15 protein-coding genes and 2 pseudogenes are annotated in these 15,231 nt (G+C 64.6%); 10 read left to right on the top strand and 7 right to left on the bottom strand.

The window, feature by feature from the left end:
• Nucleotides 1-1,435 (top strand): annotated as a pseudogene (locus tag Q0627_RS12315) (hypothetical protein); the annotation flags it as partial.
• Nucleotides 1,436-1,661: 226 nt separating this feature from the next.
• Here Q0627_RS12315 and Q0627_RS22500 read toward each other — a convergent pair.
• The 3 genes and pseudogenes from Q0627_RS22500 to Q0627_RS12300 all read right to left on the bottom strand — a co-directional run bounded on the left by Q0627_RS22500 (nucleotide 1,662) and on the right by Q0627_RS12300 (nucleotide 3,762).
• Entirely contained in the window at nucleotides 1,662-1,919 is a 258-nt protein-coding gene (locus Q0627_RS22500; RefSeq protein ID WP_367180763.1) for a hypothetical protein, read from the bottom strand.
• A gap of 107 nt (nucleotides 1,920-2,026) precedes the next feature.
• Nucleotides 2,027-3,287 (bottom strand): annotated as a pseudogene (locus tag Q0627_RS12305) (IS256 family transposase).
• A 220-nt stretch (nucleotides 3,288-3,507) separates the two neighbouring features.
• The gene (locus Q0627_RS12300; RefSeq protein ID WP_291019712.1) at nucleotides 3,508-3,762 is read right to left on the bottom strand and encodes a type II toxin-antitoxin system Phd/YefM family antitoxin; all 255 of its coding nucleotides are present in this window, start codon (nucleotides 3,760-3,762) and stop codon (nucleotides 3,508-3,510) included.
• Nucleotides 3,763-3,942: 180 nt separating this feature from the next.
• Between Q0627_RS12300 and Q0627_RS12295 the strand changes: the two genes are divergently transcribed.
• The 5 genes from Q0627_RS12295 (at nucleotide 3,943) to crcB (ending at nucleotide 7,598) form a co-directional block, all read left to right on the top strand.
• The gene (locus tag Q0627_RS12295; RefSeq protein ID WP_291019714.1) at nucleotides 3,943-4,137 is read left to right on the top strand and encodes a FitA-like ribbon-helix-helix domain-containing protein; all 195 of its coding nucleotides are present in this window, start codon (nucleotides 3,943-3,945) and stop codon (nucleotides 4,135-4,137) included.
• Nucleotides 4,138-4,153: 16 nt separating this feature from the next.
• Entirely contained in the window at nucleotides 4,154-5,035 is an 882-nt protein-coding gene (locus Q0627_RS12290) for a Sir2 family NAD-dependent protein deacetylase (RefSeq protein ID WP_298810195.1), read from the top strand.
• Nucleotides 5,036-5,164: 129 nt separating this feature from the next.
• A complete protein-coding gene (locus Q0627_RS12285; RefSeq protein ID WP_298810194.1) occupies nucleotides 5,165-6,529 on the top strand; it encodes an amidohydrolase family protein in 1,365 nt (454 codons plus the stop codon).
• A 173-nt stretch (nucleotides 6,530-6,702) separates the two neighbouring features.
• The gene (locus Q0627_RS12280) at nucleotides 6,703-7,224 is read left to right on the top strand and encodes a CrcB family protein (RefSeq protein WP_291013188.1); all 522 of its coding nucleotides are present in this window, start codon (nucleotides 6,703-6,705) and stop codon (nucleotides 7,222-7,224) included.
• Nucleotides 7,221-7,598, top strand: a complete 378-nt coding sequence (gene crcB, locus Q0627_RS12275; RefSeq protein ID WP_291013190.1) for a fluoride efflux transporter CrcB — start codon at nucleotides 7,221-7,223, stop codon at nucleotides 7,596-7,598. The genes Q0627_RS12280 and crcB overlap by 4 nt, the downstream gene beginning before the upstream one ends.
• On the opposite strand, the gene Q0627_RS12270 is transcribed toward crcB, so the two are convergent.
• Together Q0627_RS12270 and Q0627_RS12265 are read right to left on the bottom strand one after the other, a co-directional pair.
• Nucleotides 7,599-8,363, bottom strand: a complete 765-nt coding sequence (locus tag Q0627_RS12270; protein WP_291013193.1) for an SDR family NAD(P)-dependent oxidoreductase — start codon at nucleotides 8,361-8,363, stop codon at nucleotides 7,599-7,601.
• A gap of 31 nt (nucleotides 8,364-8,394) precedes the next feature.
• Nucleotides 8,395-9,546, bottom strand: coding sequence for an acyl-CoA dehydrogenase family protein (locus Q0627_RS12265; protein ID WP_291013215.1), 1,152 nt, complete (start codon nucleotides 9,544-9,546; stop codon nucleotides 8,395-8,397).
• A gap of 95 nt (nucleotides 9,547-9,641) precedes the next feature.
• On the opposite strand from Q0627_RS12265, the gene Q0627_RS12260 reads away from it, so the two are divergent.
• Nucleotides 9,642-10,217, top strand: a complete 576-nt coding sequence (locus Q0627_RS12260) for a TetR/AcrR family transcriptional regulator (protein ID WP_291013218.1) — start codon at nucleotides 9,642-9,644, stop codon at nucleotides 10,215-10,217.
• A 94-nt stretch (nucleotides 10,218-10,311) separates the two neighbouring features.
• On the opposite strand, the gene Q0627_RS12255 is transcribed toward Q0627_RS12260, so the two are convergent.
• Complete coding sequence (locus Q0627_RS12255) at nucleotides 10,312-11,535, bottom strand: amidohydrolase family protein (RefSeq protein WP_291013220.1); 1,224 nt, start codon at nucleotides 11,533-11,535, stop codon at nucleotides 10,312-10,314.
• Between the two features lie 163 nt (nucleotides 11,536-11,698).
• Entirely contained in the window at nucleotides 11,699-12,598 is a 900-nt protein-coding gene (locus tag Q0627_RS12250) for a LysR family transcriptional regulator (protein WP_291013222.1), read from the bottom strand.
• Nucleotides 12,599-12,851: 253 nt separating this feature from the next.
• Here Q0627_RS12250 and Q0627_RS12245 point away from each other — a divergent pair, with 253 nt between their 5' ends.
• The 3 genes from Q0627_RS12245 (at nucleotide 12,852) to Q0627_RS12235 (ending at nucleotide 15,211) form a co-directional block, all read left to right on the top strand.
• On the top strand, nucleotides 12,852-13,205 hold the full coding sequence (locus Q0627_RS12245) for a helix-turn-helix transcriptional regulator (RefSeq protein WP_291013225.1): 354 nt from the start codon (nucleotides 12,852-12,854) through the stop codon (nucleotides 13,203-13,205).
• Nucleotides 13,206-13,251: 46 nt separating this feature from the next.
• A complete protein-coding gene (locus Q0627_RS12240; protein ID WP_291013227.1) occupies nucleotides 13,252-13,554 on the top strand; it encodes a hypothetical protein in 303 nt (100 codons plus the stop codon).
• Nucleotides 13,555-13,675: 121 nt separating this feature from the next.
• Nucleotides 13,676-15,211: an AMP-binding protein gene (locus tag Q0627_RS12235; protein ID WP_291013229.1), complete on the top strand. Its 1,536-nt coding sequence runs from the start codon at nucleotides 13,676-13,678 to the stop codon at nucleotides 15,209-15,211.
• Nucleotides 15,212-15,231 lie beyond the last annotated feature (20 nt).

The following is a 15,231-nucleotide window of genomic DNA, read 5'->3' as shown; positions in this document are numbered from 1 at the left end:
GAGAAATTTGAGGCGCTACTCAAGGCCAATGTTGCTTCCACGGCTTGACACTGCCGTGTACTGGGCGCCGCACTACCGCGACACCCGGTTGGTGGAAGTCCTGGCGTGGATTGTGGGAATGCTGCGTCGAAGACGCAGCAGCGTCACGACCGTGAGGCTTCGAGGCGAAGATGACAAGCTGCCCGTCGCCACCCTGATTGCGCAGTTGGTCGTTCTAGCTCTTGCGATCATATACGTAGTCTTTGCGATCGTCGGGAAACCGTCGTGGTGGGTATCGATTCTCGTCTGCCCGGTCGTCATGGCCGTGGCCCTTTTGATTCTCGCATGGTCGGGATACTGTGGGCTTCAAGCAATGTTGCGCTGCTTGGTGGTCTTCATTCCGACCGTCATTCCGACCGTCGTACTGACCTTCGTGGCCGCCGGAATCGGGATTGCGTGCATCGAAGACAAGTGCTTGCGCGCGGTACTCTATATCCTGGTTGTGCTGCTCGGTGCGCCGTTCGTTGTGGTGCCCGTTGTGGCGACTATATGGGGCGGAAAATTCCTCGCAATGTCACTTGGCGACGTCGCTCGATACTTCTCGACCAGCCCAGCCGTTATTCGTGAGAATGACAGCATCCGAGCCCAAGCCCGAAAACTGATCGAGGAGTTGCACGATCTGACTGTCGCCGACGTTTCCCAAGACGCGCAGAAGCGATTTCGGTACTCGCGCATCATCGTCGTCGGCCATAGTTTAGGTAGTGTGATTGCCTACGATGCGGTGCACTCCGCCTGGCGTGCACGTCACAACGATATTCCCGTCCCTAGTCGAAGATTCAATAGCACTCAGCAACGTGAGCTGTTAAAGGAACTCGAAAGTGCTTTCTACGAGCCCAAGGTTCAGGATGGGGCGCCAGCGCCACGCCCTGAAGAAGCGAAGCGATGGATCGTGTCGGATCTGATCACCTTGGCATGCCCACTGGCTCATGCTGAAGTTACGCTCGCTAGGTCGCCAGAGGACCTCGAGAAGCGATTCGCTGCCGGTGAACTGCTGTCGTCGAATCCTCCGGAACCGCCGTTCCCGGGTAACGATTACGAAGGCGAGGACAGGGAGGAGTTAGGTCTGTACCTGCGACGAAGCTCCAACAGTACGCGTCGACTATATCATCGCACGCTGTTCGCATTCACCCACTGGACCAACGTGTGGATCAGCCACGACATTGTCGGTGGACCATTGCCGTACCCCACGTCGCCGGGCTCTAAGAAGTGGAATAGTTTCGGTGACATGGTCAAGAATGAGCCCTGCGGAGGGTCGAATTGGATGTGGAACATGATCTTCCAATATCCGCACTCTTCGTACTTCACCCTGTCTGAGCGGTCCAAAGTCAAAGACCCGAGCAAGAAAAGCCTGGAAGCCATCCGCAATATTGTCGATCCGTCGCGTCGCGATAAATGAGCGTGATGGCGTCGACTATTGAGGGCTCCGGCCACAGCCGCACCGCAGCCCGACCGCGATCTCGGTCCGATCCACAGGCCATCCACCACATTTGATCCCGACCCAACCCGGTCTCACAATGGCGCTCAGTGCCATTGTCGAACCGGTGGTCGATCGGATACTGGAGTCGCTCGGCCTCGGACGTGGCGATTCGTACCTGGTTGAAGGGTTCCTTGCCTGGCGCACCTCAAACGCCGGGACGGATCACGGGAAGACCGATCTCTTCGGCTGCCCCGGCGAGGCGAATGTCATAGGTGACCAACGCATCGACGTCGAGACGTATCGATGCCGCCAGGTGCAGAGCGTCGAGGGATCGCAGAGACTGCCCGGGGAGTAGGCCAGCCGCGCGGTACAGACTCGGCGGAAGGTCGTGAATGTCGACTCGCGCGAGGATCGCAGACACGTCGGCCTGCGGGAGTTCATGCCGCCCCGCAAACCGTCGCAGCTCGGTCTCCAGGAGATGCGTCGCGACGAGGTCACCGCCGATCTTATCGGCCCACGGTCAAGTCCCAGGGAGTGGTGTAGCTCGGTGATTCCTTCTTGTTGAGATTTCTAGGCGGTGATTTCGGCTAGCGGTACGGGTTCGGTGGGTACCTCCGTTTGTGGGGTGGTGTCGGGATCGGTGGCGGCGCGGGCGCGGGCCAGGACGTCCAGGCCGAGGTAGCGTCGGCCTTCGGCCCATTCATCGGTTTGTTCGGCCAGCACGGCGCCGACCAGCCGGATGATGGCTTCGCGGTTGGGGAAGATCCCGACGGAGTCGGTGCGGCGCCGGATCTCGCGGTTGAGCCGTTCAGCGGGGTTGTTCGACCAGATCTGGACCCATACGTCCTTGGGGAACGCGGTTAAAGGCCAGGACGTCTGTGCGTGCGCCGCCGAGGTGTTCAGCCACCGGCGGTAGCCGCTCTTCGGTGTACTCGATGAGACGATCAAACTGTGCAGCAACAGATTTGGCGTCGGGCTGGTCGTAGACCGAGTGCAACATCGCTTTCACTGCCGGCCACATGCTCTTGGGGCACACATCCATCAGGTTCGCCGCGTAGTGGGTGCGGCAGCGCTGCCAGCCAGCACCGGGCAGGTTCGCCGCGATTGCCTCGACCAGACCTTTGTGGGCATCGGAGGTCACCAATCGCACGCCGGCCAGGCCGCGGGCGACCAGGTCGGCGAAGAAGGTGTTCCATGCCGCCCCGGTTTCGCTGGTGGCCACGTGCAGGCCCAGGACCTCGCGGTGCCCGTCAGCGTTGACGCCGGTAGCGATCATCGCAACCGCGCTGACCACTTGCTTGTTCTCCCGAACTTTCATCGTCAGCGCGTCGGCGGCAACGAACGTGAACGGCCCGGCGGTATCGAGGCGACGGTGCCGGAACGCGGCGACCTGCTCGTCGAGTTCTGCGGCCATCCGCGAGACCTGGGACTTTGACAGTGAGTCGATGCCCAGGGTCTTGACGAGTTTGTCCATCCGGCGGGTTGAGACCCCGGCCAGGTAGCAGTCGGCGACCACGGTGATCAACGCTGATTCGGCGCGTTTGCGTCGTTCGAGGAGCCATTCGGGGAAGTACGAACCGGACCGCAGTTTCGGGACGGCCACATCGATCGTGCCGACCCTGGTATCGAGGGGACGGTGCCGATACCCGTTGCGCTGGTTGCTGCGCTCGGTACTGCGCCGGCCCCATTCAGCCCCGCACACCGCGTCAGCCTCAGCCGAGAGCAGAGCGTTGATCATCGTTTGCAGCAGATCACGCATCAAGTCCGGCGATGCATCGGTCAGCGCTTGGCTCAGGACACCAGAAGGGTCGACAATGTGAGGTGCGGTCATCGTGTTGATCTCCATTCGAGGATTCTTTGGAAGGTTGACTCGAAAGATCACGCGGTGACCGCACCCACCTCCAGCAGCGACACGCCACTGGCATCAGGCCCGGTCACCAGGTTCTACACCACTCTATGGGGCACTACCCGGCCCACGCCGCCAGTGCGGCACTCTCGTCCTCTTTCTACCAGCAACTTGGCTGCTGCCGAGGTGTCGAGATAGTAGCGGCTCAACGATCTCCCCGAAGGTCGTTGATCGTCTCAGCGCTTGCTGTCGCAATCGTATGCCGACGCAACCCGGAGAACCCACCGTGAACCGCCGCCGGACGGTGCAGCGGCAGATCGGGACCCGCGTCCGCGATCGGCACCAAGCGAGCCACCGGTTTGCCGCGATTGGTGACGGTGTACGTCTCGCCGCTTTCAACGGCATGCAGAACCTCTCCGCTGCGATTACGCAGGTCACGATGACTGACGGTCGATGACATCCTACAAATTGTAGCGCGCGTAGCATCCCGCTTGTCGGATTTGTCCACAGCCCAGCTCGCTGAGCAACGCGGACCCCGTGGCACAGGTCCTGCCCGGGCGAAGCGGCCGGTCTCCCCTACGCGGGCGAGGTCATCGCCTGGCGTACCGTTTCCGAAGGAAACATACGTGGGAGGGCGCCCATGACCATTCTGACTATCCGCAATCTCAAGCCCGAAGTTCATCAGAAACTCCGTGAGCAGGCGGCGGTAAACGGCCGATCGATCGAGGCCGAGGCATGCGCGATTCTTGAGGCCGGTGTGGGCGCCCAGGCAATCAGCCTGGTCGAGGCGCTGCGTGGATTCGCCGACGACGCCGCCATGAACTCGCGTCACTGACAACTATCCTGGCGGGGTGCGTACGCGCTTGCAGCTGGGCCGGATTCCGGTCGAACCGACTCCGCTCGACGAGGACGTCGACGTGCGGGTCGGGCGGTTGCGGGAGATGGTGCGCGGCGGACGGATCACGGAGCTGACCGGTGCGGGGTTGTCGACTGATTCGGGTATTCCCGACTATCGGAGTCCTGGCGCACCGACGCGGACGCCGATGACGTTGCAGATGTTTCTGTCGTCGGATGAGTTTCGGCGGCACTATTGGGCGCGGAACCATCTGGGGTGGCGGCACATGGATTCGGCCAGGCCCAATGACGGTCATCTTGCACTGACACGGTTGCAGGGGCAGGGGCGGTTGACCGGGGTGATCACGCAGAACGTCGACATGTTGCATCTGAAGGCCGGCACTCGGCGCGTCGTCGAACTGCATGGGTGTTATGGCCGAGTCCGCTGTCTCGAATGTGGCGCGTTGTCGTCGCGGCAAGAACTGGCCGGCCGGCTTGAGGCGCTCAATCCCGGTTTCGCCGACAGGGTTGCGGGGCGTGGGGCGATCGAGGTGGCGCCGGATGCCGACACCACGCTCACCGACACCCGCGACTTCGTTGTTGCCGACTGCCGCAGGTGTGGTGGCATTCTCAAACCCGACATCGTCTACTTCGGGGAGAACGCCGCCAAAGAGATTGTTGATCAAGCATTTTCGCTGGTCGATGAGGGCGATGTGCTGCTGGTGGCGGGTTCGTCGCTGACGGTGACCAGTGGTCTGCGGTTCGTTCGCCACGCGCACCGCATCGGCAAGCCCGTCGTAATCGTCAATCGTGGTGTCACCCGGGCCGACTCGATCGCCGACCTCAAGATCGACCACTACTGTTCGCGGGTTCTCTCGGCCCTCGCCGAATCCGTGTGAAACATGGCGAACCACCAGGAGTAACCGGGCCGAAACCCGGACTCCCTAGCGTTGGCGAGCGTGATCCCGCACCCGTGCGGGATAGACGACGCCAGTGCCGGTCGCCGCATACAGGAGGTAGCTGTCCGGATGAGTGACACGGTTTTTCATAACGCACTGATCGTGCCCGTCGACGGTGTCCGCGACTGGTTCGAGGGCTGGCTGTCGGTCGACGAGAAAGGCATCATCACCGGGATCGGTTCAGGTACGGCGCCCACCGGTGCGGCGAACTACCGGGACCTCGGCGGTGCCTTGGTGGGGCCTGGATTCGTCTCGGCGCACAGCCACATCTTCACCGGCGGGATGCGCGGCACCGCGGCCTGCAGCCCCCTGTACGACTGGGTGTCGACGATGGGGCGAATGATGGTCGGCGCCGAGGCCGACACCCTGTACTGGCTCACGCTGTCCGGGGCGCTCGATCACATCTCCAACGGCATCACCTCGGTGTACAACTTCGCCCAATCGCGGGTGGTGTCGGTGTTCGACTACGAAACCTCCACCCTGCGCGCCGAGCGGGTGCACTCCCCCGAGTTCATCACCCGGCAGATCGACGGCATGGCCGATGCCGGGATCCGGTTCGTCACCAGCGTCCGCCTCGACGACGAACAGCTGCCCGAGGCAGATGCGTTCGACGCGTTCGGGGTGGCGATGGCACACCTGGACACCGTCGACCCACGATTGACCCTCGGTGGGTCGGTGTACGGGGCGGTGCAGTGGTCGTCAGCGGCGGTCACCGCCGAACGCGAGCACGAGATGATGACCCGGTACGGAGTCACTAACCAGGCCCATTTCGTGGAAACCGCCGAACAACTCGACATCCAGCAGAACAAGTTCGACTGGTACGACCAATCAGGTTGTCTTGGAACTGATTTCGCGTTCGGCCATTTCGTGCATCCGACGTCGCGGATGGTGGAGCGAGTCGTGGAGACCGGATCGTCGGTGGTGTGGCAGCCCATGTCCAACGGGCGTCTCGGCTCCGGGATCTGTGATACTCCCACACTGCTCAAGCGTGGCGTCCGAGTCGGGATGGGTGTCGACGACCAGTCGTGCACCGATCTGTCCGACCCGTTCCAGAACATGCGCACCGGTCTGTACCTGCAGCGTGCCCTGCACTCGGACGCCTCGATCATCTCCCCGCTGGACATGCTGACGCTGCACACGATCGGGTCGGCGCGGGCGATCGGCGTCGACGACCGCGTCGGCTCCCTCGAAGTGGGCAAATACGCGGACTTCCTCGTCGTCGACCCCACGAACCCACACCTGGGACCGATCTGGGATCCGGTGGCCACCTACGTGCTCGCGTGCGGGCTGCGCAACCTCGCCGAGGTTGTCATCGGCGGGACGACGGCGTGGTGTCGTGATCAGGAACAGCCGTTGCGGACCGAAGCCGACGAGCAGGCGACCGCTCGGATGATCGCCGCCGGAGCGGTGTCGGGGTTCACACCGGTGCGATAGATCGGACCGGACAACGGCCGGTTACGGTGGGCGATCACTACCGGATATGAGAGCATGGCAAACAGGCACTGCGGTGCCGCGGCGGTGGGGCTCGCCGTACCCAACCTCGGATCGTCCGACAACAGTCCCTACCCGAATGGCGCACCCGTGCGCCCACACGGTAGGAGACCCGCATGCATTCCGACGCCGACATGACCGCCGGAGACCCCGCACACGAGACGACGTCCGGCCTTCCGGCCGATCCCGATACCGCGTCCCCCGACACCACGCCCAGAGACCGGCCGGCACATCTACGTCCGGACTACATCGGTGCCGTCTTCGCCGGCGGCTGCTGCGGCGTCGCGGCACGTGAGGCGCTCATCGACAGATTTCCGACCGACGGCGTCCCGTGGACGGTCTTCGTGATCAACATCGTCGGCGCTTTCCTTCTCGGCATCTTGCTCGAGGCGCTGGCCAGGCGCGGCCCGGACATAGGCCGAAGACGATTCCTCCGGATGCTGGTGGGTACCGGGTTCATGGGCGGATTCACCACCTACAGCGCGCTGGCCACCGACGCTGCCGACCTGCTGTCGTCGGGATCACCGGGGGCCGGAGCCGCCTACGGCGTGGGCACCGTGATCGTTGGAGCGATCGCCACCTGGACCGGAATCGCCGTCGGCGCACTCACCCACCGCACCGAAGGCGACGTCCGATGAGCCCGGGAGTGTTCATCGCCGTCGCGGTGGCCGGTGGGTTCGGTGCGGTGTGCCGGCTCGTTCTCGACGGGGTGATCCGCGCCCGGACCGGCGGCCCGTTGCCGTGGGGAACGATCACGATCAACCTCACGGGATCGTTCGTCCTGGGTGTGGTCACGGGGCTGGCTGTCGATCACGTTGTGTCCGAATCGTTCCGGATGGTCGTGGGGACGGGCTTCCTCGGTGGCTACACCACGTTCTCGACCGCGTCGTTCGAGACGGTCCGGCTGCTGCAACAACGTCGGTGGACCTCCGGCGTTGTCAATGGATTCGGCGTTCTCGTCGGTGCCACCTGTGCGGCCGGGCTGGGATTGTGGCTCGGCGGGCTCTTCTGACTAGCGGGGTGCCATCCGGATCGCGCCGTCGAGCCGGATCGTCTCGCCGTTGAGCATCGGGTTGTCGACGATGTGCATCGCGAGGGCGGCGTACTCGGCGGGCTTGCCGAGCCGCGACGGATGCGGCACCTGCTGTCCGAGAGAGCGCTGGGCCTCCTCGGGGAGGCCGGCCATCATGGGTGTCTCGAAGATGCCGGGGGCGATCGTCGCCACGCGGATCAGGTGATCGGCGAGCTCGCGTGCCACAGGCAGGGTCAGCGCGGCGACACCACCCTTGGACGCGCCGTAGGCGGCCTGACCGATCTGGCCGTCGAACGCGGCGACCGATGCGGTGTTGATGATGACGCCGCGTTCGCCGTCGACCGGCTCGGTCTGCGATATCTTCTCCGCACCCAGGCGGATGACGTTGAATGTGCCGATCAGGTTGATGCGGATGACGCGTTCGAATGCGTCCAGCGGCAGCACACCCTTGCGGCCGAGGACCTTTCCCGGGGTGGCGACGCCGGCGCAGTTGACCACCACGCGGACCGATCCGAGTGTCGCGGCGAAGTCCATCGCGGCGGCCACGTCGTCGGCCGAGGTCACGTCGGCGGCGACGAAGTGGGCGCCGGAACCGATAGCGCTTGCGGCGTTCTGGCCGTCCGAGGACGGCAGGTCCACGAGGACGACCTGCGCGCCGCGGGAGTGCAGTGCGCGGGCGGTGGCATTGCCGAGGCCGGAGGCTCCGCCGGTGATGACGGCGACGGATGAGGTGTCGATGTTCATGGTGCTTCTTTCTGTGCGGAGCAGGTGGTGGCTACGCGCCGGTGGTCAGGCTGCGGCTGATGACCAGCCGCTGGATCTGGTTGGTGCCTTCGAAGATCTGGGTGATCTTGGCTTCACGCATGAGGCGTTCGACGCGGAAGTCGCGGGTGTAGCCGTAGCCGCCGAACACCTGCACCGCATCGGTGGTGACCTTCATGGCGGCGTCGGTGGCGACGAGTTTGGCCACGGATGCGTTGCGCGAGTACGGCAGTCCCGCGTCGCGGCGGCGGGCGGCGTCGAGGTAGGTGGCGCGGGCCGAATCCACGGCGGCGGCCATGTCGGCCAGCAGGAATCCGAGGCCCTGATGGTCGATGATCTTGCGGCCGAACGTGGTTCGTTCCTGGGCGTAGGTGACGGCGTCGTCGAGGGCGGCCTGTGCGATGCCGACCGCCACAGCGGCGATGCCCAGTCGCCCGGAATCGAGTGCGCTGAAAGCGATCTGGAGCCCTTGGCCCTCGGTGCCGATGCGCCGGTCGGCGTCGATGGCGGCGTTGTCGTAGTGGGCCGCGGTGGTGGGTACTGCGTGCAGCCCCATCTTCTCCTCGGGTTTGCCGAAGCTCAGTCCCTCGGTGCCTTTGGGGACCAGGAAGCATGAAATCCCTTTGGAGCCTTCGCCGGTGCGGGCGAAGAGGTTGTAGAAGTCGGCGATACCGCCGTGGGTGATCCATGCTTTGCTGCCGTTGATCACATAGCCACGGCCGTCGGCTGAGGGGGTGGCCTTGCATGCCAGGGCCGCGGCATCGGAACCGGCCTGCGGCTCGGACAGACTGTAGGCGCCGACGGTCGACCCGCCGAGCATGTCCGGCAGCCACCGCTGTTTCTGCTCGTCGGTGCCGAATGCGGTGAGCGGATGGCAGGCAAGGCTGTGCACGCTGACGGCGACCGCCACGGCGGCCCAGCGAGCGGCCAGTTCCTCCAGGACCTGCAGGTACACCTCGTACGGTTGCGCTCCCCCGCCCCACTCCTCGGGATATGGCAGGCTCAGCAGTCCCGCCGCGCCGAGTGTCGCGAACACGCCGTCGGGGTATGTCTCGGCCTTTTCGTGGGCGTCCGCGATGGGGGCCAGTGCCTTGTCGGCTACGTCGCGGGTGAGTGCGATGAGGTCGCGTGCCTCGTCGGTCGGCAAGAGTCGGTCAACGGCCATGCGAAACTCCCTGAACTTGAAACAGTACTAAATTACCAGTGACAGTACTGTTCGGGAACTAGTACTGCAAGAGGTGTGTCAGTACTATTTCGTCCATGACCGGGCCACAGTTCGCCACCCGCCGCCGGACCGAGCTGTTCGATGCACTCGTGCGGTTGTTTCTCGCCGACGGATTCGCGCACCTGACGCTCGATGAGATCGCGGCCTCCCTCAAGTGCTCCAAGTCGACGCTGTACACACTCGCCGGAAGCAAGGAACAACTTGTCCGGGCCGCCACGATCCACTTCTTCCGCCGCGCGACCGAGGATGTCGAGGCCCAGGTCGCGGCCACCTCGGGTGCCCGCGACCGCATCATCGCCTACGTGTCGGCCGTCGGCACCGCACTCGGTGGCGCGTCCGCGCAGTTCATGACCGATCTCGACGGCTTTGCGCCGGCGCGGGAGGTCTACGAGCAGAACACCCGCTTCGCGGCCGCCCGGGTGGCCGAACTGGTCGACGCTGGTGTGCGGGCCGGAGAGTTCAGGGACGTGCACGCCGCCTTCGCCGCCGACGTCGCCGCGGCGACGATGGCACGCATCCAGCAGGGCCTGGTCCGCGAGGCCACCGGGCTCGATGATGCACACGCCTACCGCGAGCTGGCCACTCTGCTGACGGCCGGCCTCACCGCCTGACCAAGCGTCCGGATATCACGGGAAATACCTCTGAAAAACACCGATGCCCACTCGCCGGGAGCGAGTGGGCATCGGTGTGGGTCGCCGGTGAGGGCTATGTCGCCGCTGCTGTGACGTTGAGCCCGACGAGATCGAGAGCGTTGTCGCGCATGACCTTCCGGGTGTCCTCGTAGCTGAACTCGGGGAACTGCGGGATGTCGGCGGTAAAGCTCGTCGGGTCGGCGAGGCCTTCGCCGTGCGGCCAGTCCGAGCCGAACAGGATACGGTCGACGCCGATCGTGGCGGCCAGCAGCTTCACGTCGTCCTCGTAGTACGGGGCGATCCACACGTTGTTCTTGAGCTGCTCGACCGGGTCCTCCTGGTAGTGGTACGGCGCATTGTTGGCAGACTTCTTGAGCCGCTTGATGAGCCGGTACACGAAGTAGGAACCGTTCTCGATGCTGCACACCTTGAGCTTGGGATGCCGCGAGAACACCTGGTGCACGATCATCGAGGCCATCGTGTCGTGGATGGCGCGGTCGTCGGAGAGCACGTTGTCGAGCGGATCGCGGCGGCCGAACCCCTCGAACCGGCCCTTGCCGCCCCACATCGCGTTGATCGCGAGATAGCCACTGTCGCTGAGGTGAAAGCCCACCGGCACACCGGCTTCGGCCAGACGAGCCCACACCGGATCGTGCAGCGGGTCACCGAGCGAGCGCGGCTTGACCACGCCCGGAACGGGTGCCGGACGCACCAGCACCAGTTTGGCGCCGCGCGCCAGGACGAACTCGACCTCCTTGACCGCTTCGTCCGGGTCGGCCAGCGAGATCATCGGGGCGGTGATGAAGCGGCCGTCCGGCCGGTTGAAGCCCCAATCCTCATCGAGCCACAGGTTGAAGGCGTGCAGCGAGGCCATCGTCGCCGGAATATCGTGCCGCAGTGACTGTTCCACGCCGCAGGCAAAGGTCGGCAGCATGAATACGGTCTCGAGGTTCTGCTTGTCGAGGATCTTCACGCGGGCCTCGCGGTTCTGATACTCGGGATGGTCGGCGAGGCTGTCGAGTTTCATCAGGCTGGCCGGGTCCACGCCCTCGGGAACCTCGCCGCGGAACAGCAGATCGAGGCAGCCGGGCTCGATGATCGGGTCGAAGGTGGGGTTGGGGATGAAGTGGTTGACCTGCTCGCCGATCACCGCCATGGTGCGTCTGCCGTTGCGGACCATCTGCACCCCGCGCGTCCGGAACTCCTTGGGCAGGTGGCGGGTGAACGCGTCGAGCGGTTCGTAATAGTGGTTGTCGACGTCGACAGCCTGGTAGTCGAGCTTGTCCATCGCAGTCATCCTCTCAATCGGCGCCGCTGAGCGCAGGTGCATGGTCCAGATGTGCGGGTCGTCGAGCTACCCGACCATTTCCCATACTGTACACCTATCAGTATGTATGACGATATGCGCCTCGCATGCCAGTGTCGGGCGCTCCCTGCACAGACCGCCCGTCCGGCTGAGATCACTGCTGCGACGGGGAGATCCGCTGGTGGCAGACCTCGGCGACGCGCTGCCGGAACCAGGTGCTTGCGGCATCGCCGGTCAGCCGGTGCGACCAGGTGATGCGATAGTCCAGCGGTGGCAGCTCCAACGGTGTGGCGAACGAACGCAGATCCGGCCCGACGGGTGAGGTAAGTGCGCCGATCGTCACCAGATCGGTCTCGGCGATGATCTCGGGGATGAGTTCGGAATTGGTCAGTCGCAGAACTACATTGCGGGAAAGGCCGCGTCCGGCCAGGGTGGCGTCCACACGATTGTGCACGAGCGCCCCGTCGACCACCAGGTGTGGTAGCCGGCAGAACTCGGCCAGCGTCATCGAATCGCTCACCTGGTCGTTGGTCGCCGCGGCCAGGCCGTGCCAGCCGACGGTACAGGCGAACAGCGACGAGTGCTCCGGTGGAATGCGGTCCGATGGCAACAGGATCGCGTCGATTGAACCGCTCGGTGGTTCGCCGACCGCGGTGGGCATGCTGTGGCTGTCCATGCTCGCGCCGGGAGCTTGTCGGTGCAGCAGCCTGGTCAGCGGCGGAAGAACTTCCACCGCAAGGAAATCCGGAATGACGAGCGTGAACGACGCTGTGGTGGTGGCAGGGTCGAAACCGGGCGCCTGCAATGCCTCGGTGAGCAACCGCATCACCTGATCGGTGATGGGTGCGAGCCGCTCGGCCTCGGGGGTCGGTTCCAGTTCCCTGCCGACCCGCACCAGCAGTGGGTCACCGAAGGCTTTGCGGAGGCGTCCGAGTGCATGACTGGTGGCGGCCTGACTCAGCCCGAGGCGCTCGGCGGACCTGCTGACGTGGCGCTCTTCGAGCAGTGTGTGCAGGACGCGGATGAGGTTCAGATCCAGGTCGCTGACATGCATCCTATGAATGTAAATCATCAGTGGTATGCATTTGAACTTGATATGAGATGTGAGTCACAATCGAATCAACTTGAAGAGGGAGGCTGGCGATGACGCCCGCGATGGATGCACCTACCTGATCCGCGATCATGCGTTGCATACAACGCATATGCGTTGTATGCTAAGCAACGCACGGGTTCACCACCTCGGGAACGGCTTCCCGCACAGGGATTTTCCACAGGGGTGAGCGAACGGAATTCGGTAGAGGAGAACGATGAGCACCCCCTTCAATGAAGAGGCGATTGACGATCTCGGCCGCTACATCAAGGCGCAGAGGGAGATCGCCCGGCTGTCCGTCCGACATCTCGCACGGATGGCCGAGGTTTCCGACTCGTACCTGAGTCAGATCGAGAAGGGTCGGTACCAGCCATCAGCACAGGTACTGACCAATCTTGCGAAGGGTCTCAACCTCCAACCCGACGTTCTGTTCCGGATGGCCGGCTGGCTGCCGACGACTCCGGCTGAGGAGAAATGCTCGGTTGAGGACGCCATCCGCCACGACGACCGCCTGACCGAAGGTCAGCGATCGGCGCTTGTGCAGTTGTACCGGACGATGGTCGGCGATTGACGCCCCATCGGTCCCAGCCACCACATCCCAGCAAGGAGAACAGATCATGAGCAGCTACGCCGATATCACCACCCAGCTCACCGACCAGTGGGTCGCCGCCGTCGAGCGTGCCAAGGAGTCCTTGCCCAACCTCGACCGTCGTGTCAATCTGCTGCCCAGCGGATTCCAGATGCCCGAGTTCGGCAAGAACCTGCCCGGCAACTTCCCCGAGCTCCCCAGCCCGCGTGAGGTCGTCGAGGCGAACTTCCAGGTGGCACAGCGTCTTCTGGAAGCACAGCGCGACTTCACCCTCGCTGTCATCGAGCGGGCCACCAAGGACGGCGCCGACGCCGGCACCAAGTCGGAGTAATGATCGACTGATCGAATGCGAGAGGCCCCGTCGCCGAGGCAACGACGACGGGGCCGGTCGATAAGACACCACGATGAACACACCGCGGTGAGGCAAACCCCCCAGCAAGGAGAGTATCGACATGACCAGCTTATCGGACCCGGTGTTCGCCCAGGCGGCAGCCGATCCCGAGCAGGAGGCGGCGCGCGGCGCGGGCACCGTCCTGACCTACCAGCAGCTCGCCGACGCCACGCTCGCGTACGCGGGCATGCTCGCCGACATCGGTATCGAACCCGGTGACCGCGTGCTCTTCATCGCCCCGACCCTCCCCGAGTTCGTCGTGGCCTACCTCGGGATCAACGCGGCCGGCGCCATCATCGTGCCGGTCAACCCGCTGTGCACCCCGAGCGAACTCGGCTACTACATCTCCGACGCCGGCTGCAAGCTCGTGATCGCCTGGGACAGTGTCTCGCAGGCCGCGCGCGAGGCTGCCGAGGCCGCGGGCATCGAGTTTCTGGCGCTCGCCCACGGTGCGCAGGCCGACCGTGGCACTCCCCTCACCGAGGCCGTCGACCGCGGGGAGGACGAGGTGGGTTGTATCCTCTACACCTCGGGCACCACGGGCAAACCCAAGGGCGCCGAACTGACCATCGGCAATCTGACCTCGGCGGCCCGCATCGCGATCAAGCTCGGCGGCACCGCCCCCAACGACCGCATCGCCACCGCCCTTCCGCTGTTCCACGTGTTCGGCCAGGCATCGGTTCTGCTGGCGTCGATCGGTGCCGGTTGCCCGATGAGCCTGGCACCGACATTCCATCCCCAGCAGTTCATCGAGATGATCATCGAAGATCGTGCGACCCTGGTCGAAGGCGTGCCCACGATGTGGAACGCCATGCTGCACAGCTCGCAGGACACCCCGGCCGACGCGTTCGAGCATCTGCGGCTTGCGGTATCCGGTGGCGCGTCATTGCCGCTGGAGGTCCGTGAAGCCTTCCACCGTCGGTTCGAGTGCAAGATCTCCGAGGGCTACGGAATGACCGAGACGTGCGCGATCGCGACGTTCTCCAAGCCGGGCACGGAGGCGCCGGCGGGCACCGTCGGACCGGCAGCACCCGAGATGGAGGTCGAGATCCGCCTCGCCGACGGCACACCCGCCCCGGTCGGGGGGCGTGGCGAGGTGTTCGTCCGGGGACCGGTGGTGATGCGCGGCTACTGGAACCGACCCGAGGCCACCGCCGAGACCATCAGCCCCGACGGCTGGCTTCGCACCGGCGACATCGCCGAAATGGACGACGAGGGCAACGTGCGTATCGTCGACCGGGCCAAGGACCTGATCATCCGCGGCGGGTACAACGTGTACCCGAGCGAGATCGAGGAAGTCCTATACGCGCACCCCGACATCGTCGAGGCCGCAGTCGTCGGTGTTCCCGATCCGCACTACGGTGAGGAGATCGTCGCCGTGGTGGCCATCGGACCCGATGCGGAGTTGAGTGCCGACGACGTGAAGGCGTGGACCGCCGAACGCCTTGCGGCATATAAGCATCCACGTGCGGTGATGTTCGTCGACGCACTCCCCAAGGGGCCGTCCGGCAAGATTCTCAAGCGCTCGATCGAGCGGGCTCCGCTCGAGGCAGCGGTCGCCGAGTATCGCGCCGCGCGAGCGGCTGCCCACCACTGACCACGCCGCACACGGCGTCA

The sequence above is a fragment of the uncultured Gordonia sp. genome, from assembly GCF_937858515.1.
Taxonomy (GTDB): domain Bacteria; phylum Actinomycetota; class Actinomycetes; order Mycobacteriales; family Mycobacteriaceae; genus Gordonia.
Note: the sequence above shows the minus strand (reverse complement) of the source record. Positions and strands in the feature narration are given on the sequence as shown.

Bases quoted from the DNA above. Each gene is read 5' to 3' on its own strand.
- Q0627_RS12280 (WP_291013188.1), top strand. From the start codon at position 6,703: ATGCATTCCGACGCCGACATGACCGCCGGAGACCCCGCACACGAGACG.
- Q0627_RS12265 (WP_291013215.1), bottom strand. From the start codon at position 9,546: ATGGCCGTTGACCGACTCTTGCCGACCGACGAGGCACGCGACCTCATC.
- Q0627_RS12240 (WP_291013227.1), top strand. From the start codon at position 13,252: ATGAGCAGCTACGCCGATATCACCACCCAGCTCACCGACCAGTGGGTC.
- Q0627_RS12255 (WP_291013220.1), bottom strand. From the start codon at position 11,535: ATGACTGCGATGGACAAGCTCGACTACCAGGCTGTCGACGTCGACAAC.
- Q0627_RS12245 (WP_291013225.1), top strand. From the start codon at position 12,852: ATGAGCACCCCCTTCAATGAAGAGGCGATTGACGATCTCGGCCGCTAC.
- Q0627_RS12250 (WP_291013222.1), bottom strand. From the start codon at position 12,598: ATGCATGTCAGCGACCTGGATCTGAACCTCATCCGCGTCCTGCACACA.
- Q0627_RS12295 (WP_291019714.1), top strand. From the start codon at position 3,943: ATGACCATTCTGACTATCCGCAATCTCAAGCCCGAAGTTCATCAGAAA.
- Q0627_RS12260 (WP_291013218.1), top strand. From the start codon at position 9,642: ATGACCGGGCCACAGTTCGCCACCCGCCGCCGGACCGAGCTGTTCGAT.
- Q0627_RS12285 (WP_298810194.1), top strand. From the start codon at position 5,165: ATGAGTGACACGGTTTTTCATAACGCACTGATCGTGCCCGTCGACGGT.
- Q0627_RS12300 (WP_291019712.1), bottom strand. From the start codon at position 3,762: ATGTCATCGACCGTCAGTCATCGTGACCTGCGTAATCGCAGCGGAGAG.
- Q0627_RS12270 (WP_291013193.1), bottom strand. From the start codon at position 8,363: ATGAACATCGACACCTCATCCGTCGCCGTCATCACCGGCGGAGCCTCC.
- Q0627_RS12235 (WP_291013229.1), top strand. From the start codon at position 13,676: ATGACCAGCTTATCGGACCCGGTGTTCGCCCAGGCGGCAGCCGATCCC.
- crcB (WP_291013190.1), top strand. From the start codon at position 7,221: ATGAGCCCGGGAGTGTTCATCGCCGTCGCGGTGGCCGGTGGGTTCGGT.